A 26,501-nucleotide genomic window follows, 5' to 3' on the forward strand; every position below is an offset into this window, starting at 1 on the left:
AATAACATATATAGTTGTTATACGATCTCTAAAATTGTATTTACGACCAGATCATTCTGTTCCGGATTCATGAAGCAGAAGCGGATATAAGAATTATCCAGTCCTGTGATATCTGCACAGCTTCTGATATACAATCCCTTACTCTGACAATGATCCACAACCGTCTGTGCGGAAATGTCTTTTTTCAGTAATTTGACCAGAATAAAATTCGCATCCGGCTTATAGAGCTTGATCGTCTTGCGGCTTGCCAGTGCAGAATAGACCAGATTCCGTTCCGTCTTCATCAGTGTCTGGGTTTTGCTTATATAAGAAGCATCCTTGAACATATCGATGCCGGCTGCCTCTGCAAGTGTATTGATCGCATAAGGAAATCCTGTGATCGACATTGTCTTTTTAAATACCGGATTTGATGTAATTGCATAGGCTAATCGAAGTCCGGGTACTGCAAAGAATTTGCTTGTATTTCTGAGAACGTAGAGATTGTCATATTCCTTAACCAGCGGAATAGCGGTGCAATCATCCTTATCCTGAACGAAATCCATATACTCCTCGTCAACGACCAGTGCAATATCATTTCCTGTACAGATCTTTGCGATGAATTCCAGAGATTCGCGGTCGATGACCTGTGATGTTGTTCCGTTTGGATTCGAGATAAATACCATATCAATGGATTCATTTAACGTAGAGATGAAATCCGCAATATCCAGTTCGTAGTTTTCTTCTTCGGATAACTGATAGTATGTGATATCACAGCCGTTCATTTTCAGGACCTTCTCATAGTTGTGTGCTCCCGGTGAAAGAAGAACAGCATGCTTTGGACTGTTGAATTCGATCAGGAGTTTGATAAATTCATATGAGCAGCTTCCGACAATGATATCGTCCGGATCCGCACCTGAATAGCCTGCGATACTTTCCTTTAATCTTGTATATGAGCCATCCGGGTAACGCTTCAGATCTTCGATGCTGTTAAGAATGACATTTTTGACAGAATCCGGAACCCCGAGCGGATTCATGTTCAGGTCAAATCTTACAGATTCATTCTGGGAGAGCAGATTGCTTCCAGAAAGATGTGATGTACTTTTTCCCATAAAAAATTCCTCTTTTTCCATATATAATGTTTCAAAAAACTATTTATTTTGCTATAATCAAAATATATGTTTTTATATAATTATACCGATTCGGGGATTTAATTACAAGAAAAATACATGAGTTTTAATAAAATGATTACGAAAGCAAGGAGAACCAGATGAAAGGGATCGTAGAACAGTACGCCAGAGGAGAATTCAATGTAGAAAGACCGGATATTGATATTTCCATTGCAAAGCTGGAACTGGCTGTGGAAGCCGGCTCCATATTTCAGGGAACCTTTAAGGTGGTGTCAAAGAATGATGTACCGATCAAATTGATGGTATATGACAGCAGATACCTGTTCGATTTCAAGAGTCATACATTTGTAGGCAGACGGAATACGGTTGCCTTTTCTTTTGATGCCCGCGGAATCGAAGAAGGCAAGAGCTTTAAAGGACATATCAACATCATAACGGATGGTGGAGAATATAAGATCCCGTACAGCGTAGAGGTTGTTCCGCCTTATGTTCTGGTAGAAGACAAACGGATTGAGGATCTGTTCCAGTTCGCGACCTTCGCAGAGGAGCACTGGGATGTAGCAGTTCAGATCTTTGACAGCCCGGAATTCGTGCGTACCTTTTTAGGGGATGACGCGATCATTAAGGGAGTCTATGAGAGCCTGAAGAAATCGTTATCCATCAATCAGGCAATGGAAGAATTCCTTGTATATACCCATAAGAAACGTGTGCTTACACTGACAGCAAAGCAGCGTGAGCTGTTGATCGAGATGCCGGATGAGCTGGTTCGTGCAACGATCTCCGTAAATAAGAACACCTGGGTTATACCCATACCTATATTACATCAGACAGCGATTTCCTGATCCCGGAAGCAACCCGGATCACAGGTCAGGATTTCACTGGAAATAATTATGAGCTGAACTTCCTGATCGATCCGACGAAGATTCCGGAAGGGGTATCGGCAGGTTATATCCATTTTAATAATACCCTGCAGAACATCAGCGTGAAAGTCAGCATCAAGAAGCCGGAGGTTCAGAGAACCGAGCCGAAGAACCGTCATGTGAATTTCATGATCAAGAAAGGTCATGAGGCACTGGCAAAAGCATACATTGATTTCCGTACGGATAAGATGTCACTTGCTGATTACACGAAACGTTCGACAGAGGCACTGGAAACACTGGTCAAATACAGACCGGAGGATAACATCTATCGGCTGGGACTGCTTCATATGAAGCTGTTAGAGGGCAAGACAGAATATGTAAAGCAGGAATTTGTCCGTATCGATGCAGATGCCGATCTGAACGAAGCAGGCAGCATGGAGAAGTGTTATTACAGTTATCTGAAATCACTTTTGACAAAGGATAAGGACATGATCGATAGCACGGCAAGACTTGTCCGCGGACGACTGGAACAGGAGAAGGACAAGCTGTTCTATTTCTGGCTGCTGTTATTTGTGGATTACAGTTATACAGAGGATAAATGGAACCTTTATGAGGATATCCGGAAATTATATAATGAGGGTGTAAACAGCCCGGTTATTTACTTTGAAATATGTGATATGTTCAATAAGCAGCCGCTTATGATGAAACGGATCGCACCGCTTGAGATCTCAGCTATCCGATGGGGTATGCGGCATGAATTTGTATCCGAAGATGTCATTATGGAATTCGTAAAGACGGCTGCAAGAATGAAGCTCTTTGATATTCACGCATTCAAGATGCTGGAGAATATCTATGCAGCAAAGCATGACCGTATGACACTGGATACGATATGTGAAATTCTTCTCAGATTTAAAAAATGTGATAAAGAGTATCATGTATATTATCAGGATGCGGCAAATGCAGGAATTAAATATGTTGGTTTGTATGAGGGCTTCTTAAAGAGCATGGATAAGAAGACGTATCAGCCGATACCGGAATCCATTCTCCGTTATTTCAATTACAAGAATACGTTAGATGATGAAGAACTGGCATATCTCTATGCAAATGTCATAATGAATAAGGCACAGAACATGAATGTGTTCCATGAGTATATTCCGGCAATCGAGAACTTCATGGAGAAGAAGATCATTGATGGAGAAGTGAGTGATGATCTGACGGTTATCTATGAAGAATTTCTGGAGCCGGAGAGTGTGAAACCGGAATTTGCATCAAAGTTAATTAATATCATATTCAAGCAGAAGCTGACCTGTCGGAATAAGAATATTGTATCAGTGGTTGTAACACATGAGGAACTGGAAAAGAGTGAACAGGTGGATGTGATTGACGGAGAAGCTTATGTAGAGATCGTGTCAGAATCCGCTATCATTACATTACTTGACAGTCGGGGCTGCAGATATATCAATACGGTACCATACCGGCTTGAGCCGGTTGTCGGAGAAGAAAATTATCTGGATATCTGTAAAGAGTATAATCCGAAGGATTATCGTCTGTTATTATTTGAGTATAACGATATAGACAGCTTTTCATATAAGGATGCATCCGAGATCAACCTGGCTCGTGATATCTCTAACTGTCCGAATATCAGTTATCTGATCCGGCAGAGAGCACTCCGCCATATGGTTGAGTATTATCATGAGAATTATGATGCGGACATTTTATATAAATATCTGTCACGAATTGATCTGGATTATGTGGAAGTGGAGGACGCTTCCCGGATCATTACATATTACATTTCTTTACGGATGTATGAGCAGGCATTTAACGGAATCCATCGGTTTGGATATGTAGATGTGGATGTGGATGAACTGATACGGATCGCAGAATTCGGAATATCCGATAAGAGGTATGATGATGACAGGGTATTATTATCTATCTGTGTGTATCTGTATCGGAGAGGATATGCGACACAGAAGGTTCTGGCATTCCTGATCAATAACTATAATGGCTCGTTAGAGGAAATGGCAGAGCTGTTTAAGGCAGTTAACACAAATTATCGTGATATTGATATGCTTGCAGAGAATATCTTGGCACAGATGATGTTTGCGGATGCTTATACAGAGGCAATCTTTGATATCTTTGCGCTTTATTACGCAGGCAGAAGCAGGGGCATGGTAGTCAAGGCTTTTTTACGGTTCTGTGCATACCAGTATATTATCAAGGATCTGAAGATCCTGCGGATATCATGGAATGTCTGTATAAAGAGGTGGCGAAGAAGAACATTACAGATGAGATTTCAGAGATGGCGCTGCTCTCTTATTTTGCAGGTTGCGGTGGACGGTTCTCGGCAGAACAGAAGGAATGGATCCGGAATACAGTTCGTCATTTTATAGACAGCAGTAAGATCCTGCCGTTCTTTAAAGAATTTGCATCCTTTGTAACGTTGCCGGATGATATGAAGTTTAAGACCTATCTGATCTTTAAGGGTGAGAGCGGCAGACAGATCTGGGTAAGCTACAGCTTCGGACAGGAAAGCAACAGTATGGCACATTACAAATCGGAGCGAATGAATGAGATCATACCGGGAATTTATATCAAGGAATTTGTTGTGTTCCACGGAGAGACGCTGTTATATTCCATTGATGGTGCGGAGAGCGGTAATTCATCCATCGTTGAGAGTGATATTTTAAAGAATACAACATGTCATAAGAAGAACAGTAATCGATTTGAGCTGATCAACAGTATGCTGATCAGTCAGGAGACAAGAAATGATCAGGAGCTGATCCAGGCGATGGATACCTATCTGAATAACACACATTTCTTTGAGGAGAATCTGATATTGTTATAAGACAGCAGAAACAGGAGGAGATAACATGACGGAACATCCATTATATCTGGGATTGGATCTGAGTCCGGAGTATACACAGTTAAGTTATTATAAGCTGGATGAAGGAGTACCGGAATCAATCTGTCACAGTGATTCCAAAGATACATATCTGCTTCCCAATATTATGTTTTATACAGATAAATATAAAGACGGAACCGGAGCAAAGGATGAATCCGGTTGGAGTGTCGGAGCGGTGGCTGCAGGGAAACGGTTCAAGGAAGATGGCGTGATGGTTGATCGTATTTACCAGAAGACGATCATCAACGAGGACACGGAGATCTATGGAACAAGTTATAAAGCAAAAGACCTTCTGGTCAAAATGCTGCTGCTTCATATCCGGGAATTTACAAAACAGTTTGAAAGCTATGAGATCAGGCGGTTGGTAGTAACGATCGCAGATGCCGATATTCATATCATTAAGGCAGTGCAGGAGTTACAGGGAGCGCTTCATTTAAGTGATGAACAGTTTGAGATCACAAGCCATATAGACAGTGGAATTTATTACATCTTTAATCAGCCGGAGTCGTTAAGAAATAACAGTGTGGTGTTGTTTGATTTTAACAGCAGCGGGCTTGATTATTACAGATTCGATATTACGCATAACAAATCACCGGAGATTGTGGATGTATTTCATCAAAACCTGAAAGACCGCTTGACATTTTCAGCGTTTAAGAAGGACGATGAGGAGCTGGATGAGCAGTTCGCAGCGATCTGTCAGGAGCTTCTGGCAGAGACTTATGTGTCCTCGGTGTTCCTGACCGGAATTGGCTTTGCGGATAACTGGCTGAAGGAGTCGGCGACGATCCTCTGTCAGGGAAGACGGGTATTTGTCGGTCAGAATATCTATACAAAGGGAGCCTGCTACCGGGCATTTGGCGATCGGCACAGCAAGGTGCTTGATCGTTATCTGATCCGGTCGGAATATACAGTTGGCTTTGATATAGGTATCAGTTTAAATGATGACAGCAAGACATTTGTGCCGATCACCAGAGGAGGACAGGAATGGTTCCACACAAAGGGAAAATTATATATCTTTCCGGACGAATCAAATCAGGTGGAGCTGATCTATCGCAACATATTGACAGGAGATTATGATAAGGAGCATATCGAGATCCACGGACTGCCGAAGCGTCCGCCGAAGACAACCAAGATCTCACTGGAAGCGGAATTCTACAGTGCGGAAAAGGGAGCGGTTGTTATCAGGGATGAAGGATTTGGAACGATGTTCCCGACCACAAATAAGATATATAGGAAGGAATTTGACCTGAAATGGGAAAAATAATTGTATGTAATACAAAAACTGCACAGAATCCATATACGTTCCTGAATACCAAGGTATCTGTATATTCCTACGAGGAATTGTGTTACTACCTGTATAATAATATGGTGCTGGTTGGGGAAGAAGATGTGACGGCGAGATTGTCGGCATGGATCAGAAGAGAGCTTGATCTCACAGAGCTTGCGGATAAGATCGATACATTACTTGACAAGCATGCATTTGTTCAGGATATCATGGTGGAGATTCTTGTGTATGGCGGATATTACAGCAGTGAAGAAGTACGGCAGTTTATGGCGGAATGCCAGAAGCTTCGTACGTTAAAATCATACGAAGTCGAGAAACTGCGGGCGGATGGATATCTGCGGTACAAGCATTATATAAAAGCGGGTGCGATCTATGATGAGGTCATCTGCTATCTGGAAAAAGAAAAACAGGAGGATGAATTCCTCGGAAATGTATATCATAATAAAGCAGTTGCTCTGGCCGGAAATCTTCAGCTTGATGAAGCAAAGAGCTGTTTTATTAAGGCATATTCGTTAAATAAGAACGAGGAATCCCTGATCGAATATTTCTGTGTGCTGGCAGTTACGGTGGATACCGCGACACTTGAAAAAGAGATTAAAAAGCGAGGACTTCCTGCGAACTTCTTAGAGGATCTGATGAGTGAAGTCGGCGATTCTAAAGAAGATGTGCGGGAGCTTCCAATCTACAATAAAGTCCAGAAAGCGGTTTATAACCGACTTCATGGACATATTGAAGATTATGACAGACGTATGGATACGATCCTGTCGGAATTAAAAGACGAATTCAGGGATCAGCTTGTCTGATAAATGAAAGGTAAGGTTGTGTATGAAGTATGATGTGATTATTATCGGTGCAGGACCGGGAGGAATCTTTGCGGCATATGAACTGATGAAGAAAAAACCGGAGTGTAAGATCGCTGTATTCGAGGAAGGATATACTTTAAAAAAGAGAAAATGTCCGATCGATGGCGATAAGATCAAGAATTGTATTAACTGTAAGCATTGCTCAATCATGTGTGGATTTGGCGGAGCAGGTGCATTCTCAGATGGAAAATACAATATCACAAATGATTTCGGTGGAACACTGTATGAATATATCGGTAAGCAGAAAGCTGTTGACCTGATGAAGTATGTAGATGAGATCAACATGGAAAAAGGCGGCGAGGGAACAAAGCTTTATTCAACCGCCGGAACGAAGTTCAAGAAGCTATGTCTTCAGAACAAGCTGAAGCTTTTAGATGCGTCGGTTCGCCATCTGGGAACTGATATCAACTATGTTGTTCTTCAGAATTTGTATGATCAGATGAAGGATCATATGGACTTTTATTTTGATACACCGGTTGATACAGTACAGGTCATTGATGGTGGTTATCGTATCATCTGTGATAAGGGTGAATTCGACTGTGAGAAATGTATCGTATCCGTTGGACGAAGCGGAAGCAAATGGATGGAAAAGGTATGTAAGGAGCTTGAGATTCCTACAAAATCCAACCGTGTCGATATCGGAGTCCGTGTGGAGCTTCCGGCAGTTATCTTCTCACATCTGACGGATGAATTATATGAAAGCAAGATTGTATATCGTACAGAAAAATTCGAAGATAATGTCAGAACCTTCTGTATGAATCCAAATGGAATTGTGGTAAATGAGAATACGAATGGTATCATCACTGTAAACGGACACAGCTATGAGGGTGATGAGAAGAAGACAGAGAATACAAACTTTGCACTTCTGGTTTCCAAGCATTTCTCAGAGCCATTTAAGGACAGTAACGGATATGGTGAAAGTATCGCAAGATTATCAAACATGCTGGGCGGTGGTGTCATTGTACAGCGGTTTGGCGATCTGGTCCGTGGAAGAAGAAGTACCGTGAAGCGTATTGAAGAAGGGCTGGTAACACCGACCTTAACGGCAACACCGGGTGATCTGAGTCTTGTCCTTCCAAAGCGTATCTTAGATGGAATCATGGAAATGATCTATGCACTGGATAAGGTAGCACCGGGAACAGCCAATGATGATACTTTGTTATATGGTGTAGAGGTCAAGTTCTACAATATGGAAGTGGAGTTGGATGAGAATCTGGAAAGCTGTCATAAGGGTTTATATGTGATCGGAGATGGCAGTGGCGTGACGCATTCCTTATCCCATGCCTCCGCCAGTGGTATCTATGTAGCCCGCCACATCCTTGGCGAGTAACGGCATAATGACAAAAAGCCGAAGATTTTCAGACATCGGCTGCTATATAATACGAATCCCCTTGTAAAGACTCATGATATTTTCTGCTCACTGTATATGCCTGATCCGTAAATGCTCCTGTGCCAACTCGCCCTTCGGGCTCAGACAAGCACCCGCATTTACGAATCAGCATGTGCAGTTTGTAGAAAACATCATGAGTCTTTACAGGTGGGAATTATTGTATATAACAGCAAGAGATCATTTCTAAATAAGCTCCAGCTTTCCAATGACAAAGCCTGCATTCTCCATATGATATTCGTTGCCACAGTAAGGGCAGCTGCGCTGGCGTACGGAATCGAAGCTTGCGCCACAGGCAGGGCAGTGGACGGAAGTAATGGAGAAACCGGGCGGTTCCATGTAGGCGGTATTACGTCGGAGGGATACGTCGATACAGTCGCCCCGACGGTTTATGGCGCCATCATGTTCACTGTAATTGATCCACTAGGTACGAAGATTCAGGCACAGCTCACTTCCCTCCATGTGGATATCATTGACAGTTAAAGCCTGCATGTAGGTTATCTCGATGATATCCTGAAAATATGGATCAAAAGAAGAACCACGATAGAAAGCAAGGTTTTCTGGGTGATCTGCCAGAACGGTCATGCGGATCAGGGCGATGATCTGCCTCAAATTTCTCAAAAGAAAAAACAGGCTCATAAGGCGCAAATGCTCGTGAGATCTTTCCCTTTGCTGTCACATAAGACCAGAATGGAATACGTTTTCGACCGTCACGATTGAACTGCTTAATGATCAAAAGAACGGATGAAAGCATAAGTCCGGTGATGCCGCCGAAGATCAGTGTGACAAAATAGGACATGATCAGGCTGGCAGGAATCGGATTCTCCCGGTCTGAAAGAAAGGAAATAAAAGTAAATAGAAATACAACCAGCATAGTGATCCATATGGTGGAGCCTCGTTTGTTTACATTTTTCATGGAAGCATTATTTCGGATAAAATAGGTATTCGTGACACGTGGGAACAGATCCTTTATCTGGAAAACGGTACTGCAGTATGGACAGCACTGTGTCAGGGCAGCAACCGGGTTGACAGCACCGCAGTTCGGGCAGGTCATTATCATATGATGAAGCTCGGCTTCATTTGGTGTGTGGACAACAGATTCATACATCGTATCATCGGAATCCCGGTCATATATGATGCCGGATGAATTCTCAAACCGCAGTCGTCTGGTGATATGTTCATTCATCAGGTCAACGGTATACCATGCGGTGTTTCTTGAAAATATGTGGTTCCGGGAGTCTCTTTGGCAGGTGCCGTGTAGTGGATCATGCGGATTCCTTTGCGACCCAGTCGTTCTCTTTGCAGACGGAGGGCGTAGGAGGTATCGCCGTCACAGCTCTTTGGCGGAAGTCCGGAATCATACCAGTGATTCAGTTCTATGGCAAAATCATCATAAATGCTTTTGTGTTTTTCCCATGCAGGTTTGTATTTCTTAAATGCGGTCACCTGTTTTATATAGCGTATCAGTAATATAACGGCAATTATGATCAGTACGATACCGATTCCAAGGAAAATAAATCTTGGTGTACGATCGATCTCGCAAGTGTATACAGAGGCAGACAGAATTCCTGCTGCCGGAATGCCGATGCTTTTTGGAAACAGAGTGGCATCAGGCAGTGAGACTGGATGGTTTCGTTTGATATTTGATATTGGTGGGAGTATGTCCATTCTTTTTTCTCTTGTTAAAAATTGATCATTGGGTAATATGGGGAAAATTATAAGAAAATAAATGCGATGTACGATATAAAACCATTTGTCCCCATGTAGGAAAAGTGTATAATGAAATATAGAAGATGTCCAGCATAAAAATAAGAAAGGACCAAAGCATGAAAAAGCAGGAAATGGCAAATACATCGTTAAAAGAGAATAGAACACATGGAACGGTGCAGTATCCGGTTGCTTTGTACGAATGGAACGGAGAAAATGAGTGGCATGTGGTTCCGCATTGGCATGAGGAAATGGAATGGATCTATTTTCAAAAAGGTGATTTCCCGGTATGGATAAATACAAAAGAGTATCAGGTTCATGCACCGGCATTTATGTGCATCCATCCGGAAGAACTGCATGCACTGATCCTGGAAAAGGATGGTATAGAAAGTGCGGTTGTGTTCCCTGTTGATATCCTGTGCTTTGAACGGTATGATGCGGCGGAGGCGAAGGTGCTTGGCCCGCTTGCAGAAGGAAAGCTTCGGATGCCGGTTCTGTGCCAGAACGGGGATGCGGCATTTGAGGAATTGAGTGCCTGTTATAAAGAGATTGAACAGATGCTCAGGCAGATGAAAGAACATGGTACGAAGAAAGGGCAGCATACGGATTCTTCAATAATGCGTGAGAACGTGGCAGTAGAACCGAAACAGAATCTACAGAAAAATATGCTCTATTTGAATATCAAGGCAAAGATGTTAGAGTTGATCGCAGTTGCATATAAGTATGACCTGTTTACAAGACAGGTCAGGGAAGACAGGGAAGAATCCGGAACGGTAGAGAATCTGAAAAAGGTGCTGCAGTATATCGGGGAGCATTACGGTTCACCGATCCGCTTGTCCGAACTGGCGGAGCTGGTCAATATGAATGAACAGTATTTTTGCCGATATTTTAAGAAGAATATCGGGAAGACGATCACAGAATATATCAATATGATCCGTGTGGAGAAAGCGGCAACGGCACTTGCAGAGACAGAGGATAAGATCATAGATATTGCATCTGCCTGTGGATTTGACAATATCGGATATTTTATCAGACGCTTTAAAAAGGAGAAGGACATGACACCTTCTGAATATCGCAAAAAGTCAAAATAGTACAATAAAATAGTCAATTTAAAGATAGAAAACCTCTATGTATTCCGTATACTGTAATTAAAGTGTAAAAAGAACGAGTATCTGTATCCGATGGTGGAACAGATACAGACAGTATAAAAGGAACACAGGAGGTTTTTATAATGAAAAGAAAATGGTGGCATGGTAAAGTAGCATATCAGATATATCCAAAGAGTTTTCAGGATACAAATGGAGATGGAATCGGTGATCTTCGTGGCGTGATCGATCATTTGGATTATCTGAAAAGTCTGGGAATCGATATTATCTGGTTATCTCCAATCTATCAGTCTCCATTTGTCGATCAGGGTTATGATATTTCAGATTATTATAAGATCGATGAGATCTTTGGAACGATGGAAGAATTCGATGAGCTGTTAGCAGAAGCGAAGAAGCGGGATATGTATATCATTATGGATCTTGTTATTAATCACTGTTCTGACCAGCATGAATGGTTCCAGAAAGCATTAAAAGATCCGGCGGGTAAATATGGCGATTATTTTTATTTCCGTAAGGGAAAAGACGGCAATCCGCCAAGCAATTACCGGTCTTATTTTGGTGGAAGCGCATGGGAGAAAGTAGAAGGAACGGACTATTATTATCTTCATATGTTTGCAAAGGAACAGCCGGATCTGAACTGGAACAATCCTGAGGTATTAAATGAATTATATACCATGATCAACTGGTGGCTGGATAAGGGCGTTGCGGGTTTCCGTATCGATGCGATCATCAATATCAAGAAAGATCTGAGTTTTCCGGATTATGAGCCGGACGGACCGGATGGAATGACAGGAATCTTCCATATGGTTGAGGGCGTCGATGGCGTTGGTGAACTGTTAGAGGATCTGAAGAAGCATACATTTGAAAAGTACGATGCGTTTACAGTTGCTGAAGTATTCAATATGAAGAAGGATGAGCTGGAAGAATTTATCGGTGACGACGGACATTTTTCAACGATGTTTGATTTCTCAGCGCATGAGATGACCTTTGGCGATCATGGCTGGTACGATGCGAAGAAGGTCGGATTTGATGATCTGAAAAAGGTGATCTTCCATGCACAGAAGGAATGTGAAGATGTCGGCTTCCTTGCAAATATTATAGAGAATCACGATGAGCCAAGAGGTGCGAGCCGTTATCTGCCGGATTACCTTCAGAATGAAGACGGAATCAAATTGCTGGGAACGATCAGTGTTATGCTGCGTGGTATTCCGTTTATTTATCAGGGACAAGAGATCGGTATGCGTAACTGTCATATGGCTTCAATCGATGATTACAATGATATTAGTACAAAGAATGAATATGCAGTTGCAATCGATGCTGGCTGCACGGTAGAAGAAGCGATGGAAGCCTGCTATGAGAACAGCAGGGATAATGCCAGAACACCAATGCAGTGGGATGATTCTGCACAGGCAGGATTTACAACCGGAACACCATGGCTCTTTGTAAATCCAAATTATAAAGAGATCAATGTAAAAGAACAGCTTGGCAGGGAAGATTCAGTATGGTACTATTACCAGAAGCTGATCGCACTTCGTAAGTCCGAGGACTACAAAGAAGTATTTACCTATGGCAAGGTCGTTCCAATGTTTGTGGAGAAGGATGGAATATTTGCATATGCAAGAAAGACGGAAGACCAGACCGTTTACATTATAACGAATTACAGTAGAGAAGATATCACGGTTGATCTGCTGACTGCAAATGAGCAGCCGAAGCTTCATGTTTTGTTAGATAATAAGAATGACGTATGCTTAAATGGCAACCGTATACGGTTAAGCTCCGGGCAGGCAGTGATCCTGGGATAATGCTTTGAATAATTGATCAACATATAAAACCATTAAAATGATGGCGAAACAGTGCTTAAAAACCATCATTTTGATGGTTTTTATTAGTTACAGGGAAATTAATATATGATATTCTGTTAAAAAGTGGAAATAAATTAGGGGTATTATAATGGCATAGAAATGGGGCGCATATATGAGAAAGAATTATAGGAAAGGTATTGGCAGATGGCTGGCAGGAGTGCTGGTTATCAGCATGACACTTGGACAGATAGCAGGCTGTCAGGTGACAGGTGGGGATAAGAATGGGGGAACAACTTCCGGGTATCTGACAGAAGAAAAAACTGACAGGGCAGATGGCTCACAGACGACAACCGAAGAAACGACCACAGAAGAAGAGTGGAAGTCGATCATCTCGGGAGAATACTACAAGCAGGCAAAGGTATCCGGACATACGAATCTGTATCAACTGGATATGAAAGTAGAGGAAGATAATATTTACATCAATAAGATGTTTGCTTTTGGGAATGCCCTTGGAATCCAGTATGGCGTAGGAGAAGACGGTTATCTGGCACTATATGATCTGGCGGATCTCAGGCAGAAAGCGGTTGTAAGCTGCCCGAAGGATATATATGCGTCAGATGTTTTTTCAAATGGAACCGATGAGGTGATTCTCTATGATAAAGGCAACAAAGAGCTGATCCGGTATGGAGCATTGTTGGATCAGGAGACTGTTATGCCAATCGAAAAGGGGACACCGGACAGTTATCTGATGTCAAAGGATCTTACCGGCTTCTTCTATACAAATGCAGAGGATGGACAGATCTATGAATATGATCTGCGGTCAGGGGAAGAGGCAGAGGTGTGTCCGGCATATTCAGGAGAAGGAAAAGATACAACGCTGCTTGGATATGCGGAAGAACCGGAGTATCTGGTGGTGTCGGCATATGATAATACGGCAGAACGTGTGGAGGTCAGATGTTATAGTGTGACCGGAACGGATGTAAAAGAAACCGGTGATTATGATATCGTACAATTTGAAGGAAGTGGGGATAAATACTACGCATCGGTATATGCGGATGGTCAGGTCTATCAGGTGTATGGAGAAACGTCCGGGGAAGAACCGGGCATTCTGATTCCGGATAATACAGGTGATTTTCAGGTTGGCTGTGATGTAGAACATGGTCTTGCGATGTATGGCTGTTCCAGTCAGTCGAAGGAGACAAATACACAGAAGCTGCAGTTCCGGATCTTTAATGTGGATACCGGTAAATGTGAAAGCAGACTTGCAGTAACATTCCCATTTGATGAAACAAATTATATTTATATCGATCAAGGTACTTATATAGATACATACAACTTCTTTGCATTTTCAACGAGTGGACTCACACCGGAAGTATACATATGGGATCTGAACGATGCGCGCAGCATTTCCGGTGATTCCAGAGTCTACCGTTATCCATGGAGTTATCTGGATCATCCGTCCGATGAGCTGAAGCAGGAGCTGCGGCAGCAGGCAAAGGATATCGGAGATCAAAATGGTGTAGAGGTACATATATTGGATGAAGTGACGGAGTGCAGCAAGGATATCTACCGGTATGAGGCGTCAGACAATGCACTTCTGACCGCGCAGTCACTGGAAGTATTGAAGAATGAGTTGAAGAAATATCCGGATCGGATGTTGAAAAATCTGGATGATGGATATGGAAGCATATTAAAGATCTATCTGGCAGGAGCAATCATAGGAACAGATGAAACGGCACTTACAACTGCTGCCGGTGTTCAGAATACTCTGGAGAATGACACATTTCTGGTTATTGATATCAATGATCAATCTGCCTATATCAGCACGATCCACCATGAGATCTTTCATGCGATCGAGAACCATATGAATTACACCGGCTGTTGGTTTGATGAAGGAATTTGGTCGGAGTGCAACCCGGCTGGATTCGATTATGATTACGATTATATTGCAAATGAAAATAGCTATGACAATACCTATGTAGCATTTTCATCCGGTGATGCGTCAGAGATTGCATTTATTGACACCTACTCAAAAAGCTTTCCAAATGAAGACCGTGCGAGAGTGTTTGAATATGCCATGACGGATCAGCAGAATGATAATGGATTCTTTAGCTATGAAAGAATACGGAAAAAGTTAAAGGTGATATCGGATCAGATGAGCGCATGTTTCCCGGAGGATGATGGAGCGACACTTATGCCGTGGGAAAGAGTATTGATGTATGAAAAATAGCAAGATTACGTTTAAAACCGCTTGACACTGGAAAGACTTCTGTTGTACTATGAGATTTAGTTTAACAGCATAAATGCAAGGAAAAAGAGGAGTACCATAAAAGAACTGCCAGAGAGGAAGATCCACAGGCTGAAAGGTCTTTCGAGGAAATTTGTGGGAAGGTAGCTTTGGAGCAGCACATCCGAAATGTTCAGTAGGATGTGCCGGGTCGTTCCCGTTACAGAATAAGATGAGTGATAAATTAAGGTGGTAACGCGTAAGATACGCCCTTTGGAACAGAGATGTTTCAAAGGGCTTTTTCTATGTAAGAAGATTGATTCTGTAAAGGAAAAACGCTCCACTAAAGATGCTATAAAAACAGAAAGGATGGAACAGATGAAAGAACTGGAAAAGACATACAATCCGGCCGACATAGAAGACAGGCTGTACAGAAAATGGGAAGATAAGAAATATTTTCATGCAGAGGTAGATCGCAGTAAGAAACCATTTACGATCGTTATGCCGCCTCCAAATGTAACCGGACAGCTTCATATGGGTCATGCCCTGGACAATACGATGCAGGATATCCTCATTCGTTTCAAGAGAATGCAGGGTTACAGTGCATTATGGCAGCCGGGTACAGACCATGCAGCGATCGCTACAGAGGTAAAGGTAACAGAGAAATTAAAGGCAGAAGGCATTGATAAGAAGGAGATCGGCAGAGAGGCTTTTTTACAGCATGCCTGGAAATGGAAAGAAGAATACGGCGGAAGAATCGTAAATCAGTTAAAGAAGCTGGGTTCATCTGCTGACTGGGACAGAGAGCGTTTTACAATGGACGAGGGATGTTCAGAAGCAGTTAAGGAAGTATTTGTTAATCTCTATGAAAAGGGATATATCTACAAAGGTTCCAGGATCATCAACTGGTGTCCTGTATGTAAGACATCCATTTCGGACGCAGAGGTAGAGCATGTAGAGCAGGAAGGACATTTCTGGCATATCAATTATCCGATCGTTGGAGAAGAAGGAAGATATGTAGAGATTGCAACGACCAGACCGGAAACCCTGCTTGGTGATACAGCGGTTGCTGTAAATCCAAAGGATGAGCGTTATAAGGATATCATCGGTAAGATGCTGAAGCTTCCTTTAACAGACAGAGAGATTCCTGTTATCGCAGATGAATATGTTGATATGGAATTCGGAACAGGCTGTGTAAAGATTACACCGGCACATGATCCGAACGACTTCGAAGTAGGTAAGAGACACAATCTGGAAGAAATCAATATCTTAAATGATGATGCTACAATCAACGAGAAGGGCGGCAAATACGCAGGCATGGATCGTTATGAAGCCAGAAAAGCAATGGTAGCAGATCTGGAAAAAGAAGGTCTTCTTGTAAAGGTTGTACCACACACACATAACGTAGGAACACATGACAGATGTAAGACAACGGTAGAGCCAATGATCAAGCCACAGTGGTTTGTCCGTATGAAGGAAATGGGACAGGCAGCTCTTGATCTGATCAAGACAGATGAGCTGGAATTTGTACCGGAGCAGTTTGATAAGACATACATCCACTGGCTTGAAAATATCCGTGACTGGTGTATCTCCCGTCAGCTTTGGTGGGGACATAGAATCCCGGCTTATTACTGTGATGAGTGTCATGAGACGATCGTTTCCAGAGAAGTTCCGACGGTATGTCCGAAATGTGGATGCACACATCTGACACAGGATGAAGATACACTGGATACATGGTTCTCATCCGCACTCTGGCCATTCTCAACACTTGGATGGCCAAAGAAGACACCGGAATATGAATATTTCTATCCGACAGACGTACTTGTAACCGGATACGATATCATCTTCTTCTGGGTTATCCGTATGGTATTCTCCGCACTGGAGCAGACAGGAAAGAGCCCATTTAAGCATGTTCTGATCCACGGACTGGTTCGTGACGATCAGGGCCGGAAGATGAGTAAGTCTCTTGGAAACGGTATCGATCCGCTTGAGGTTATTGATAAATATGGTGCAGATGCCCTTCGTCTGACACTGATCACAGGTAATGCACCGGGAAATGATATGCGTTTCTATTGGGAGCGTGTAGAGAATTCCAGAAACTTTGCAAATAAGATCTGGAATGCATCCAGATTCATTATGATGAATATGGAAAAGGCTGATTTCTCAAATGTAAAATTATCTGATCTTACGATCGCTGACCGTTGGATCTTATCCAAGGTCAATGATCTGGCAGTTGAGATGACAGATAACATGGAGAAATACGAGTTGGGTATCGCAGTTTCCAAGGTATATGACTTCATATGGGAAGAATTCTGTGACTGGTATATCGAAATGGTTAAGCCAAGACTTTACAATGATGCAGACGAGACAAAGGCAGCAGCCCTCTGGACATTAAAGACCGTTCTGATCCGGGCATTGAAATTATTACATCCATATATGCCGTTTATCACGGAGGAGATTTTCTGTAATATTCAGGATGAGGAAGAATCTATCATGATCTCTGACTGGCCTGTATATAAAGAGGAGTGGAACTTCAAGCAGGATGAAAATGCAGTTGATACGATCAAGGCTGCGGTTCGTGCGATTCGTAATCTGCGTACCGGTATGAATGTACCGCCAAGCAAGAAAGCAACTGTATATGTTGTATCTGCTAAGAGTGAGATCCGTGATATATTTGAAGCATCAAAGAATTTCTTTGCAACACTTGGATATGCAAGTGAGGTATTCATTCAGGATAGCAAGAATGGTATTGATGAGAATGCAGTATCTACCTGATACATGATGCCGCACTCTATATTCCGCTTGCAGAGCTGGTTGATATCGACAAAGAGATCGAGCGTCTGGAGAAAGAATCCGGTCGTCTGGCCGGTGAGATCAAGCGTGCATCCGGTATGCTTGCAAATCCTAAATTTGTAGATAAAGCACCGGTTGCCAAGGTAGAAGAAGAAAAAGCCAAGCTTGCAAAATATACAGAAATGAAAGCCCAGGTTGAAGAACGTCTGGCTCAGTTAAAGAAGTAATAACAGAGACGCAAAGCTGTGTCCATATATGAATCGAAACGACAGTGTCGACAGAAATGATTCATGGTATAAATTCAAAAAGAAAGAAACAGGCTGGCTGATCCGCATATAAAAGCACTGATAATACAGATGTTTTCATATCGTATCAGACAGCCTGTCTGGTATAGGAAGATGATACAGGATATAGAACCAAAACGGTTTCATAATGAATATGCATATCGAAAACCGCCGAAGAATGATGATGTGATCCTTGCATTTTCCGAGAAACTGATCCTTGCCAAAAAGGTAGAGGATGAGCATGAGCTGGTCTGGCTCACTGTCTCGGAATATAAAAGCTATATAGGAATAAATGATACGGTCACGCAGGATGCATCATGGCAGGATAATCTGACCTACCTGTTTGTGATCGATGACAGACAGTATTTTCTGTATCGGCCGCAGGATCTTGTCCGGACAACAGAGCCTTATTATGTTGAAAGATCAGCGAATGGAGCAACTGATGTAAATTGGGGAGAGCGTCTGGAGATTCTGGGTTATGAATACCGGAGCATGTATAAGACCAGAAGCTGCAAGCCAAAGGAAGAAGTGCTTGCGGCGGCAACCGGATGGCATCTGCATCTGTGGTATTCGATGAACCGCTATTGTGGAGCCTGCGGAACGCCTGTGCTCCCGGATGAGAAAGAACGGATGCTCCGTTGTCCGTCCTGCGGACATCTGATCTTCCCAACGATCGCACCGGCAGTAATTGTCGGAGTGACAGATGGTAATCGTATCATTCTTACAACTTACGCTGCAAGAGAGTATAAACGATACGCCTGATCGCCGGCTTTACGGAAATAGGTGAGACGGTAGAGGAAACGGTTCGGCGTGAAGTGATGGAGGAAGTCGGAATACCGGTTAAGAATATCCGGTATTACAAATCACAGCCGTGGGGATTTGACAGCAATCTGCTGATGGGATTCTTCTGTCAGGCAGACAGAAAAAAGTCAGATGAGCATGAACCGGAACTGACCATCGATCATGAAGAACTTGCAAGCGGCGAATGGGTAGAGCGCGAGCAGATCCCGGACTATGGAGAACATCTGAGTCTGACACATGAGATGATGATGCAGTTTAAACGATATGGACAGGGTGTGTTTGATCTGAAAACAGATCGATCACAGGATAAAACAGACCGATCACTATAAAAAAATAAAAATAAAGTTATAGTATTTGATATCTGAATAAAATAAAAAAAATAAAAAAAGAAAAGCATAAGGTTGAAAATAATTTCATATATTATAAAACCTGTGTTAAAAAGTAATAAAAAACGATTTGTTTCTGAAAAGCTGTTGGTTGACAAAACAAAAGCGGATGGTATAATGAGCCAAAAACCAGCTGGTAATACCAGTGTACCATACGATTTTGCAATGAGGCATTGAGAATGATCAGTGCCTCATTATTGTATCAGGATGTATTTCTGTTACAGTAAACACTTCAGGAACTGAGTAATCAGAAAAGTGAGGTATTATCAAGATGAAAGAAATCAATGCAGAGGAATTAAAAGGAAATCTGATCGAAATGATCAACAAAAAGTGGGCCCTTGTAACTGCAGGAGATCATGAGAAGGCAAATACGATGACAGTAAGCTGGGGTTCCTTTGGTGAATTCTGGTCAAAGCCTGTTATAACGATTTATATCCGCCCACAGAGATATACAAAGCAGTTTATCGATGAACAGAAGGAATTTTCCGTTTGTGTGCTTCCGGAAGAGTACAGAAAGGCACTGACTTATTGCGGAAGAACATCCGGTAAGGATGTAGCGGATAAATTTGCAGGAGCAGGGATCACCCTTGATTTCTGTGGTGATGTTCCGGTTATCAAGGAGGCAGGCATTACACTCATTTGCAGAAAAATGTGCGAAGGAGATATTGATCCTGCTACCTTTGCTGATCCTGAGGAAGGAGCAAAGGTATATCCGGATAAGGATTATCACAGATACTATATCGCAGAGATTGAAAAGGTACTTGTACCGGATGAATATTAAATTAATACGGGCGTTCGCGTCCGAGAAAGAACAGTCCGGCAGCGCCGGGACCGCAGTGGGATGCGGTAATTGTACCGGCATTTAAGATGCGTACCGGATGAGTGACATTCGGAAATGTCTGTAGGACGGAGTTCTTTAACAGATAGGCAAGCTCGGGGCAGGCAGCATGGGAGATGAAGCATTTTCCATTGTAGTCTGTCCCGTTTTCTGCGTAGTATTCCATCTCAGAGATCACCTCTCTTACGGCGCGCTTCTTGCCACGGACTTTTGTATAGGCATCTGCCATTCCGTTCTGATCCAGCCGGATCAGAGGATGAATGTTCAGGATCGATGCGATATGGGAAGCAGTGCCGCTGATCCGCCCGCTATGGTGCAGAAAGGTGAGATCGGTTGTAAAAAACTGGTGATGGATACAGGTACGATGCTTCATGATCCAGTCGGCAGCTGCTGCCAATGAAAGACCTTCATCCCGCATATCGGCAACGTAGTCTGTTAATAATCCATATCCCCCTGCACCGCAGAGAGAATCAATGATCTGTATCTGTTTTTCCGGATAGTTCTTTTTTATTGCTGCCGCCGCACGATAGGCATTATTTGCCGATCCGCTTAAGGCGGAGCTGAATGTGATATGAAGCACATCCCCCTTCTGTATCAGTTCTTCAAAGAAATCATAATAGGAAGCTTCGTTGATCTGGGAGGTTGTAGGCAGCAGCCCTTTTTCCAACATCTTATAATACTTCGGCATCAGATCCGGATTTCGTTCCATGTTATCCTCGTATACATGTTCATGAATAACGTAAGTATAAGGAATGACCGCAATTTCCCGTTCATTCAGATAAGAATATGGCAGATCCGTTGTCGATTCACACGATAAGATAAAATGTCTCATGATAAAAACCTCCAATACATTTTCCGATATATTTTCGGTATTAGTATTTCCGGAATTGATGAAAATACTCTTTGAAAAAATTGTTATTATTGTGATTTCCTATAATATTATTTGTGATAACCATTCGCAAGAAAAAAAAAACTTTGGCGAATATTGTTTTCGGCAGAACTAATTCCGCTGCTTATATCCATAGGACTGATGATTTACTATAATAATCTTCCTGGATATGGATTTATGCCAGGACTAACTTATTTGGGAGAAGTATTGTTTAGTTTTGGAGCGGTTGTTTTGTACTGTATAAGTTTCCTGATTTCTATATGCAGTTATATTGCAATTTCAAATAAACAAACTTAATTTGAGGTATTCCACTTGTGTGTTTATTTGAGTTCCTTGAATGAGCTTAAATATTATGTTAATATTTTAAAGAAGTTGGCGTGTAGTTGAGTAGAAAGATAAAGCGAAAGTTATAAGGGAGAACTGAAATTTATGGATAATAAATGGGAAGAGTTATACGATGCAGCAAAACAGGTATTAAAACCACGAGATGTTTCGAAAATTATTGAAGCAGGAGGAGTTGCTGCTGCGGTAGAATCTATATCGGGTAAAATTTATGTTGGGGTGTGCGTAGATACAGCGTGTACTTTGGGCGTATGTGCCGAAAGAAATGCTATCTTCAATATGATTACAAATGGTGAGGATGCTATTAAACGAGTAATTGCTATTGATGGAGATGGAAAAGCCATTCCACCTTGCGGAGCTTGCAGGGAATTTATGACACAGCTAATGCCAGAAGAATATCGAAAAATTGAGATAATGATGGATTATGAAAATGAGCGAATAGTAACGCTTGGCGATTTAACACCAGAATGGTGGATATAATCTTATTTTATCAAATCGGGAGTTGTGGAGGTATAGTATGGAATTCATAAGTAAAGAGAAGATAGTTGAATTATCAAATCCAGGAGTTGTTTCAAGACAACTATTAAATCCTGAAAATTCATCAAGTGAAAGGGTGACAATTACAGAGGTTCATCTTGAAATAGGTGCTTGCCAACCAAGACATACACATGATGCGTCAGAACAAATTTGGTATGCAACAAAAGGAACGGGTAAACTATTACTTGCAGATGAACAAGAAAAAGTGTTTACTGCTGGGGATGTTGTAAGATTTGCAGATAAAGATGTTCATGGTTTATTGAATGATGGTAATGAGAAATTTGTGTATGTATCAGTGACTGCACCACCAATAAACTTTGAATATGCATATAAGGATAAAAGATAGACAAATTTGAATTTCTCTCACTGTCTGGTTGATATGAGAAATTAATTATTTGCGTAAAAAATAAAAAATAACGTAGCGTGATATATTGCTTGTCACGCTACGTTATGTACTAATATGGACCTTGAAAGGAGGCAGGATATGTCATTATACACAACAGGAGAGCTTGCAAAGAAGTGCAACGTTTCAGTAAGAACGATTCAATACTATGATGAAAGAGGTATTTTGGTGCCAACAGATTTGACGGAAGGGGGACGAAGACTGTTCTCCGAAGAGGATGTTGCCACATTGGAAACGATTTGCTTTTTAAGAGATTTGGATATCTCTATAAAAGATATTGCTGAAATATTGGAATCTGATGAGTCAAAAAAGGTAATCGAACTTTTGCTTGATGAGCAAGAAAAAAATATTCAGGCGGATGTCAAGAAAAAAACGAAACAATTAGAAAATATTAAAGGCATAAGAAGTTCTTTGGCTTCTTTCAAGGATGGGTCGCAAAAAACAATTCATGACATATCATCGATTATGGAGGAAAAAGAAAAGCGAAAGAAAATGTACAAAAAAATGCTGATCGTAGGAATTCCTGTAGAAATCACAGGAATTGTAACTTTTGTTATTGGTATATTACAAGGAATTTGGATACCATTTTTTGTAACTACGGCAGTGTATACTATTTGTGCTGTCTTTTTAGCAAACTATTGGTACAAACGGATAGAGTATATTTGTCCGGAATGCCATACCAGATTTCAACCAAGGAAAATGGAAACTCTGTTGGCAAATCATAATCCAAAGATGAGAAAGTTAACTTGTCCTAGTTGTAGGAGGAAAATTTGGAGTTTGGAAGTATATAGAAAAGAGGTGGATGCATAATGGAAACAATTAATTTGAGTAAGAAACAATTTGTGATATACATGGCAGTCGCATTTGGACTAGCTTGGATTTTAGAAATGATAGCAAGTGTTTTTAGTAATAATGGAAATCAGATAGTGTTTACTGTTATAGTGATGATTACCATGTTTATGCCGTTCCTTGGTGTACTGGTAGCCAGAATCCCGCTAAAAGGTATGGGATGGGTACCACATTTAAAAGGGAAACTTCGTTATGTATTCTTTGCCCTTTGGATGCCGGCGTTATTAAGTATCCTTGGAGGGGTCTTGTTTTTTGTGATTTTCCCGGATACATTTGACTCTGAATTTATGACGTTAAGAGGTCTTTTAGAGGAAGCGGGAGCGTTGGAACAGTTCGAGGCACAGGGTATCACGATACCAATGTATCTGCTGATTACGTCTGTTCAAGCTGTGACAATTGCACCATTTCTGAATATGTTTGTCGCATTAGGCGAAGAGGTTGGTTGGCGAGGTGCACTGTATCCGTATTTGAAGAAAAAGTTGGTGACACCAAAGGCCGTATTGTGGGTGGTGCAATCTGGGGTGCTTGGCACTGGCCGATCATGATTTTTGCCGGTTATGAGTATGGAAAAGAATATATCGGCGCACCGGTACTTGGGCCAATCGTATTCTGTATCTCTACTATTATGATGGGTATTTTACTTGATTATGTATATGAAAAGACAGAAACCATTTGGTTGCCATCCCTTATGCATGGTGCTATCAATGCATTTACCATCTTTGCATATCTGGTAAAACCTGAATATTCCAATATGGCAATTCTAGGTCCAGCATATATTGGTATTATCAGTATGATTCCAATGATTATTGTAGCAGTCATCATTTGCGTAAAGACGAAAAGGAATTGAGTATTAAAGAGATATTCAATCTCACCCACAAATTTCAGTTTGGAGAATTGAAAAAAATGGAATTTACCTATTAAGACATATAAACTGTTGACAATAAAGCTCCTATATAGTATGTTATTTTAATAAACTACTATATAGGAGCTTTTGTATGGAAATGAATGGAGGATTTCTTGTCACCAAAATAAAACAGCTTGGAGACCGGATTTTCGAGAAGATTCTCAGTGAAAAGAATATTGATGCGTTTAATGGAGCCCAGGGGCGTATTCTTTATGTACTGTGGCAGGAGGATGGTATCTCAATCAGGTCACTCTCGACTAAATGCGGATTAGCGATAACATCTCTTACTACGATGCTGGAAAGAATGGAAAATCAAGGGCTGATAAGCCGTGTTCAGTCTGAAACGGACAAAAGGAAAACACTCCTGTTTCTGACTGAGAAAGCACATGCCTTGAAGGGCGAGTACGATTCTGTATCTGATGAGATGGGCAGTATTTACTACAAAGGTTTTTCAGAGGAAGAAATTATCCGGTTTGAGGAATGCCTCGACCGCATCAGAAAGAATCTTGAGGAGTGGCAGAAGTCATGAGTATTTGTATCAAAGATCAGATTCAGAACATGAATATCGTCATTGGCTGCATAGTGGGGTGTACATATTGCTATGCCCGCAACAACGTGAAACGCTGGCATATGATTGATGACTTCGCTGACCCTGAATTCTTTCCAGGTAAGCTCAAGATGATGGAAAAGAAACGTCCGCAGAACTTTCTTCTTACCGGCATGAGCGATCTCTCCGGATGGAAGCCGGAATGGAGAGACGAGGTATTTGCAAAGATCCGTGAAAATCCACAGCATCAGTTCCTGTTCCTTACCAAGCGACCTGATTTGCTGGATTTTGATACCGATCTGGAAAATGCGTGGTTTGGCGTTACGGTGACGAGGAAAGCAGAACTGTGGCGTATCGACGCTCTTCGGAAAAACGTCAGAGCAAAACATTACCATGTTACCTTTGAGCCGTTATTCGATGATCCCGGCACAGTTGACCTTTCCGGAATCAATTGGATCGTTGTCGGCACCATGACCGGAGCTCAGAGCAGGAAGATTCATACGGAACCGGAATGGGCATGGTCTCTGGCGGACCAAGCACATAAGCTCGGCATTCCGGTGTTTATGAAGGAAGACCTTGTCCCTATCATAGGGGATGAAAATATGATTCAGGAAATGCCGGAAGAATTTAATAAAGTGTTAGAGGAACAGAAATCATGGAAGAAGTAATAAATGGAATCCTCATTCGTGAGGTGGAAACAAAGAACATCATGACTAAGTCTAGTCTGCCGGTAGGCGGTTACTCGGTCAATCCCTATGCAGGCTGTACACATGCCTGCAAGTATTGCTATGCTTCTTTTATGAAGCGCTTTACCGGGCACAAGGAGGAATGGGGCACTTTCCTTGATGTGAAGCATTGGCCGGAAATTAAAAATCCGAAGAAATATGCCGGACAGCGGGTGGTCATCGGTTCTGTGACAGATGGCTACAATCCACAAGAGGAGCAATTCGGGAATACCAGAAAACTTCTGGAGCAGCTGATCGGCAGTGACGCAGATATTCTGATCTGCACAAAGTCGGATCTTGTGGTACGGGATATTGATCTGTTGAAGAAGCTTGGACGTGTAACCGTTTCATGGTCGATCAACACACTAGATGAAAATTTCAAGAACGATATGGACTCTGCTTCTAGCATTGAGCGCCGTATCGCTGCTATGAAGCAGGTATATGAAGCAGGTATCCGTACAGTCTGTTTCGTATCTCCGGTATTCCCCGGTATCACGAATTTTGAAGCAATCTTTGAGCGGGTAAAGGATCAGTGCGATCTGTTCTGGCTCGAAAATCTAAATCTTCGAGGCGGTTTCAAAAAGACAATTATGGATTATATCGCCGGAAAATATCTTGATCTTGTACCACTTTACGACGAGATCTATAACAAGCATAACCGCAGCTACTTTGAAGCACTTGAAGTAAAAGCTGAGGAAATGGCTAAGAAGTATGATTGTCCCTTTGTGGATAATGAAATGCCTTATGGCAGAGTCCCGCAGGGACATCCGGTGATTGTAGATTATTTCTATCATGAGGAAATCCGAGGGACAGAGAATACAGGAAAAAGAAATCGCTAAATTCCAGTTTGATGGAGTGACAAATTCCAGTAAGCTGGTGTGTTTAACCGAGAGACGAATTTGATTTTTACTAATTGTTTATGTAAAGGAATGCCTTGTGATTATATCTGCGATAGTTG

Annotated in this window: 22 protein-coding genes, 2 pseudogenes and 1 other annotated feature; of the genes and pseudogenes, 20 read left to right on the plus strand and 4 right to left on the minus strand. The window is 41.9% G+C overall.

All coding sequences use genetic code 11. The features are described 5' to 3' along the window. Window positions 1-17: 17 nt before the first annotated feature. Complete coding sequence (locus DXA07_RS08175; protein ID WP_008402003.1) at window positions 18-1,088, minus strand: histidinol-phosphate transaminase; 1,071 nt, start codon at window positions 1,086-1,088, stop codon at window positions 18-20. 158 nt (window positions 1,089-1,246) lie between these two features. Here DXA07_RS08175 and DXA07_RS08180 point away from each other — a divergent pair. The 5 genes and pseudogenes from DXA07_RS08180 to DXA07_RS12935 all read left to right on the plus strand — a co-directional run bounded on the left by DXA07_RS08180 (window position 1,247) and on the right by DXA07_RS12935 (window position 8,886). After that, window positions 1,247-4,811, plus strand: a pseudogene (locus DXA07_RS08180) (DUF5717 family protein). A gap of 25 nt (window positions 4,812-4,836) precedes the next feature. Beyond that, window positions 4,837-6,132 (plus strand): DUF5716 family protein, encoded by a 1,296-nt coding sequence (locus DXA07_RS08185; protein ID WP_118484225.1) that lies wholly within the window; start codon window positions 4,837-4,839, stop codon window positions 6,130-6,132. Beyond that, the gene (locus tag DXA07_RS08190) at window positions 6,120-6,956 is read left to right on the plus strand and encodes a hypothetical protein (protein WP_118484227.1); all 837 of its coding nucleotides are present in this window, start codon (window positions 6,120-6,122) and stop codon (window positions 6,954-6,956) included. Before DXA07_RS08185 ends, DXA07_RS08190 begins: the two co-directional genes overlap by 13 nt. A 22-nt stretch (window positions 6,957-6,978) precedes the next feature. Continuing rightward, on the plus strand, window positions 6,979-8,346 hold the full coding sequence (locus DXA07_RS08195) for an FAD-dependent protein (protein WP_118484229.1): 1,368 nt from the start codon (window positions 6,979-6,981) through the stop codon (window positions 8,344-8,346). Between the two features lie 360 nt (window positions 8,347-8,706). After that, window positions 8,707-8,886 (plus strand): hypothetical protein, encoded by a 180-nt coding sequence (locus tag DXA07_RS12935; protein WP_147352508.1) that lies wholly within the window; start codon window positions 8,707-8,709, stop codon window positions 8,884-8,886. A 43-nt stretch (window positions 8,887-8,929) separates the two neighbouring features. Here DXA07_RS12935 and DXA07_RS08205 read toward each other — a convergent pair whose 3' ends face one another. Both DXA07_RS08205 and DXA07_RS08210 read right to left on the minus strand, forming a co-directional pair. Then, window positions 8,930-9,589, minus strand: a complete 660-nt coding sequence (locus DXA07_RS08205; RefSeq protein WP_118484233.1) for a hypothetical protein — start codon at window positions 9,587-9,589, stop codon at window positions 8,930-8,932. After that, complete coding sequence (locus DXA07_RS08210) at window positions 9,589-10,071, minus strand: hypothetical protein (protein ID WP_118484235.1); 483 nt, start codon at window positions 10,069-10,071, stop codon at window positions 9,589-9,591. The genes DXA07_RS08205 and DXA07_RS08210 overlap by 1 nt, the downstream gene beginning before the upstream one ends. Before the next feature lie 158 nt (window positions 10,072-10,229). On the opposite strand from DXA07_RS08210, the gene DXA07_RS08215 reads away from it, so the two are divergent. The 7 genes and pseudogenes from DXA07_RS08215 to DXA07_RS08240 all read left to right on the plus strand — a co-directional run bounded on the left by DXA07_RS08215 (window position 10,230) and on the right by DXA07_RS08240 (window position 20,290). Then, window positions 10,230-11,201 (plus strand): AraC family transcriptional regulator, encoded by a 972-nt coding sequence (locus DXA07_RS08215; protein WP_243013890.1) that lies wholly within the window; start codon window positions 10,230-10,232, stop codon window positions 11,199-11,201. A 140-nt stretch (window positions 11,202-11,341) separates the two neighbouring features. After that, complete coding sequence (locus DXA07_RS08220; RefSeq protein WP_118484239.1) at window positions 11,342-13,018, plus strand: alpha-glucosidase; 1,677 nt, start codon at window positions 11,342-11,344, stop codon at window positions 13,016-13,018. Between the two features lie 172 nt (window positions 13,019-13,190). Continuing rightward, window positions 13,191-15,248, plus strand: a complete 2,058-nt coding sequence (locus DXA07_RS08225; protein ID WP_118484240.1) for a hypothetical protein — start codon at window positions 13,191-13,193, stop codon at window positions 15,246-15,248. A gap of 69 nt (window positions 15,249-15,317) precedes the next feature. Beyond that, window positions 15,318-15,522: a binding site (T-box leader), on the plus strand. Between the two features lie 101 nt (window positions 15,523-15,623). After that, window positions 15,624-18,265, plus strand: a pseudogene (locus DXA07_RS08230) (valine--tRNA ligase). 171 nt (window positions 18,266-18,436) lie between these two features. After that, window positions 18,437-19,084 (plus strand): NADH pyrophosphatase zinc ribbon domain-containing protein, encoded by a 648-nt coding sequence (locus DXA07_RS14095; protein WP_348980798.1) that lies wholly within the window; start codon window positions 18,437-18,439, stop codon window positions 19,082-19,084. 56 nt (window positions 19,085-19,140) lie between these two features. After that, on the plus strand, window positions 19,141-19,452 hold the full coding sequence (locus DXA07_RS14100) for a hypothetical protein (RefSeq protein WP_348980799.1): 312 nt from the start codon (window positions 19,141-19,143) through the stop codon (window positions 19,450-19,452). A gap of 328 nt (window positions 19,453-19,780) precedes the next feature. Continuing rightward, on the plus strand, window positions 19,781-20,290 hold the full coding sequence (locus tag DXA07_RS08240) for a flavin reductase family protein (protein ID WP_021944623.1): 510 nt from the start codon (window positions 19,781-19,783) through the stop codon (window positions 20,288-20,290). 1 nt (window position 20,291) lies between these two features. On the opposite strand, the gene DXA07_RS08245 is transcribed toward DXA07_RS08240, so the two are convergent. After that, window positions 20,292-21,179, minus strand: a complete 888-nt coding sequence (locus DXA07_RS08245; protein WP_118484242.1) for a DegV family protein — start codon at window positions 21,177-21,179, stop codon at window positions 20,292-20,294. 486 nt (window positions 21,180-21,665) lie between these two features. On the opposite strand from DXA07_RS08245, the gene DXA07_RS08250 reads away from it, so the two are divergent. The 8 genes from DXA07_RS08250 (at window position 21,666) to DXA07_RS08280 (ending at window position 26,382) form a co-directional block, all read left to right on the plus strand. Then, window positions 21,666-22,058 carry a cytidine deaminase gene (locus tag DXA07_RS08250; protein ID WP_021944626.1) on the plus strand — a complete coding sequence of 131 codons (393 nt, stop codon included), beginning with the start codon at window positions 21,666-21,668 and terminating at the stop codon, window positions 22,056-22,058. Window positions 22,059-22,095: 37 nt separating this feature from the next. Beyond that, a complete protein-coding gene (locus DXA07_RS08255; RefSeq protein WP_117807240.1) occupies window positions 22,096-22,461 on the plus strand; it encodes a cupin domain-containing protein in 366 nt (121 codons plus the stop codon). A gap of 138 nt (window positions 22,462-22,599) precedes the next feature. Further along, window positions 22,600-23,328 carry a MerR family transcriptional regulator gene (locus tag DXA07_RS08260; protein WP_182427511.1) on the plus strand — a complete coding sequence of 243 codons (729 nt, stop codon included), beginning with the start codon at window positions 22,600-22,602 and terminating at the stop codon, window positions 23,326-23,328. Then, on the plus strand, window positions 23,328-23,912 hold the full coding sequence (locus DXA07_RS13065; RefSeq protein ID WP_182429580.1) for a hypothetical protein: 585 nt from the start codon (window positions 23,328-23,330) through the stop codon (window positions 23,910-23,912). Before DXA07_RS08260 ends, DXA07_RS13065 begins: the two co-directional genes overlap by 1 nt. Continuing rightward, a complete protein-coding gene (locus DXA07_RS08265) occupies window positions 23,810-24,214 on the plus strand; it encodes a CPBP family intramembrane glutamic endopeptidase (RefSeq protein WP_182429582.1) in 405 nt (134 codons plus the stop codon). The genes DXA07_RS13065 and DXA07_RS08265 overlap by 103 nt, the downstream gene beginning before the upstream one ends. A gap of 148 nt (window positions 24,215-24,362) precedes the next feature. Then, entirely contained in the window at window positions 24,363-24,800 is a 438-nt protein-coding gene (locus DXA07_RS08270; protein WP_007884694.1) for a radical SAM mobile pair system MarR family transcriptional regulator, read from the plus strand. Beyond that, complete coding sequence (locus DXA07_RS08275; RefSeq protein ID WP_117822036.1) at window positions 24,797-25,486, plus strand: radical SAM mobile pair protein A; 690 nt, start codon at window positions 24,797-24,799, stop codon at window positions 25,484-25,486. The genes DXA07_RS08270 and DXA07_RS08275 overlap by 4 nt, the downstream gene beginning before the upstream one ends. Next, window positions 25,474-26,382 carry a radical SAM mobile pair protein B gene (locus tag DXA07_RS08280; protein ID WP_117822035.1) on the plus strand — a complete coding sequence of 303 codons (909 nt, stop codon included), beginning with the start codon at window positions 25,474-25,476 and terminating at the stop codon, window positions 26,380-26,382. Before DXA07_RS08275 ends, DXA07_RS08280 begins: the two co-directional genes overlap by 13 nt. Window positions 26,383-26,501 lie beyond the last annotated feature (119 nt).

This window comes from Clostridium sp. AM54-37XD, from assembly GCF_003478225.1.
GTDB classification, from domain to species: domain Bacteria; phylum Bacillota; class Clostridia; order Lachnospirales; family Lachnospiraceae; genus Coprococcus; species Coprococcus ammoniilyticus.

Coding starts and splice junctions, on each gene's coding strand:
- DXA07_RS08175 (WP_008402003.1), bottom strand. CDS start 1,088: ATGGGAAAAAGTACATCACATCTTTCTGGAAGCAATCTGCTCTCCCAG.
- DXA07_RS08185 (WP_118484225.1), top strand. CDS start 4,837: ATGACGGAACATCCATTATATCTGGGATTGGATCTGAGTCCGGAGTAT.
- DXA07_RS08190 (WP_118484227.1), top strand. CDS start 6,120: ATGGGAAAAATAATTGTATGTAATACAAAAACTGCACAGAATCCATAT.
- DXA07_RS08195 (WP_118484229.1), top strand. CDS start 6,979: ATGAAGTATGATGTGATTATTATCGGTGCAGGACCGGGAGGAATCTTT.
- DXA07_RS08205 (WP_118484233.1), bottom strand. CDS start 9,589: ATGAATGAACATATCACCAGACGACTGCGGTTTGAGAATTCATCCGGC.
- DXA07_RS08210 (WP_118484235.1), bottom strand. CDS start 10,071: ATGGACATACTCCCACCAATATCAAATATCAAACGAAACCATCCAGTC.
- DXA07_RS08215 (WP_243013890.1), top strand. CDS start 10,230: ATGAAAAAGCAGGAAATGGCAAATACATCGTTAAAAGAGAATAGAACA.
- DXA07_RS08220 (WP_118484239.1), top strand. CDS start 11,342: ATGAAAAGAAAATGGTGGCATGGTAAAGTAGCATATCAGATATATCCA.
- DXA07_RS08225 (WP_118484240.1), top strand. CDS start 13,191: ATGAGAAAGAATTATAGGAAAGGTATTGGCAGATGGCTGGCAGGAGTG.
- DXA07_RS14095 (WP_348980798.1), top strand. CDS start 18,437: ATGATACAGGATATAGAACCAAAACGGTTTCATAATGAATATGCATAT.
- DXA07_RS14100 (WP_348980799.1), top strand. CDS start 19,141: ATGGAGGAAGTCGGAATACCGGTTAAGAATATCCGGTATTACAAATCA.
- DXA07_RS08240 (WP_021944623.1), top strand. CDS start 19,781: ATGAAAGAAATCAATGCAGAGGAATTAAAAGGAAATCTGATCGAAATG.
- DXA07_RS08245 (WP_118484242.1), bottom strand. CDS start 21,179: ATGAGACATTTTATCTTATCGTGTGAATCGACAACGGATCTGCCATAT.
- DXA07_RS08250 (WP_021944626.1), top strand. CDS start 21,666: ATGGATAATAAATGGGAAGAGTTATACGATGCAGCAAAACAGGTATTA.
- DXA07_RS08255 (WP_117807240.1), top strand. CDS start 22,096: ATGGAATTCATAAGTAAAGAGAAGATAGTTGAATTATCAAATCCAGGA.
- DXA07_RS08260 (WP_182427511.1), top strand. CDS start 22,600: ATGTCATTATACACAACAGGAGAGCTTGCAAAGAAGTGCAACGTTTCA.
- DXA07_RS13065 (WP_182429580.1), top strand. CDS start 23,328: ATGGAAACAATTAATTTGAGTAAGAAACAATTTGTGATATACATGGCA.
- DXA07_RS08270 (WP_007884694.1), top strand. CDS start 24,363: ATGGAAATGAATGGAGGATTTCTTGTCACCAAAATAAAACAGCTTGGA.
- DXA07_RS08275 (WP_117822036.1), top strand. CDS start 24,797: ATGAGTATTTGTATCAAAGATCAGATTCAGAACATGAATATCGTCATT.
- DXA07_RS08280 (WP_117822035.1), top strand. CDS start 25,474: ATGGAAGAAGTAATAAATGGAATCCTCATTCGTGAGGTGGAAACAAAG.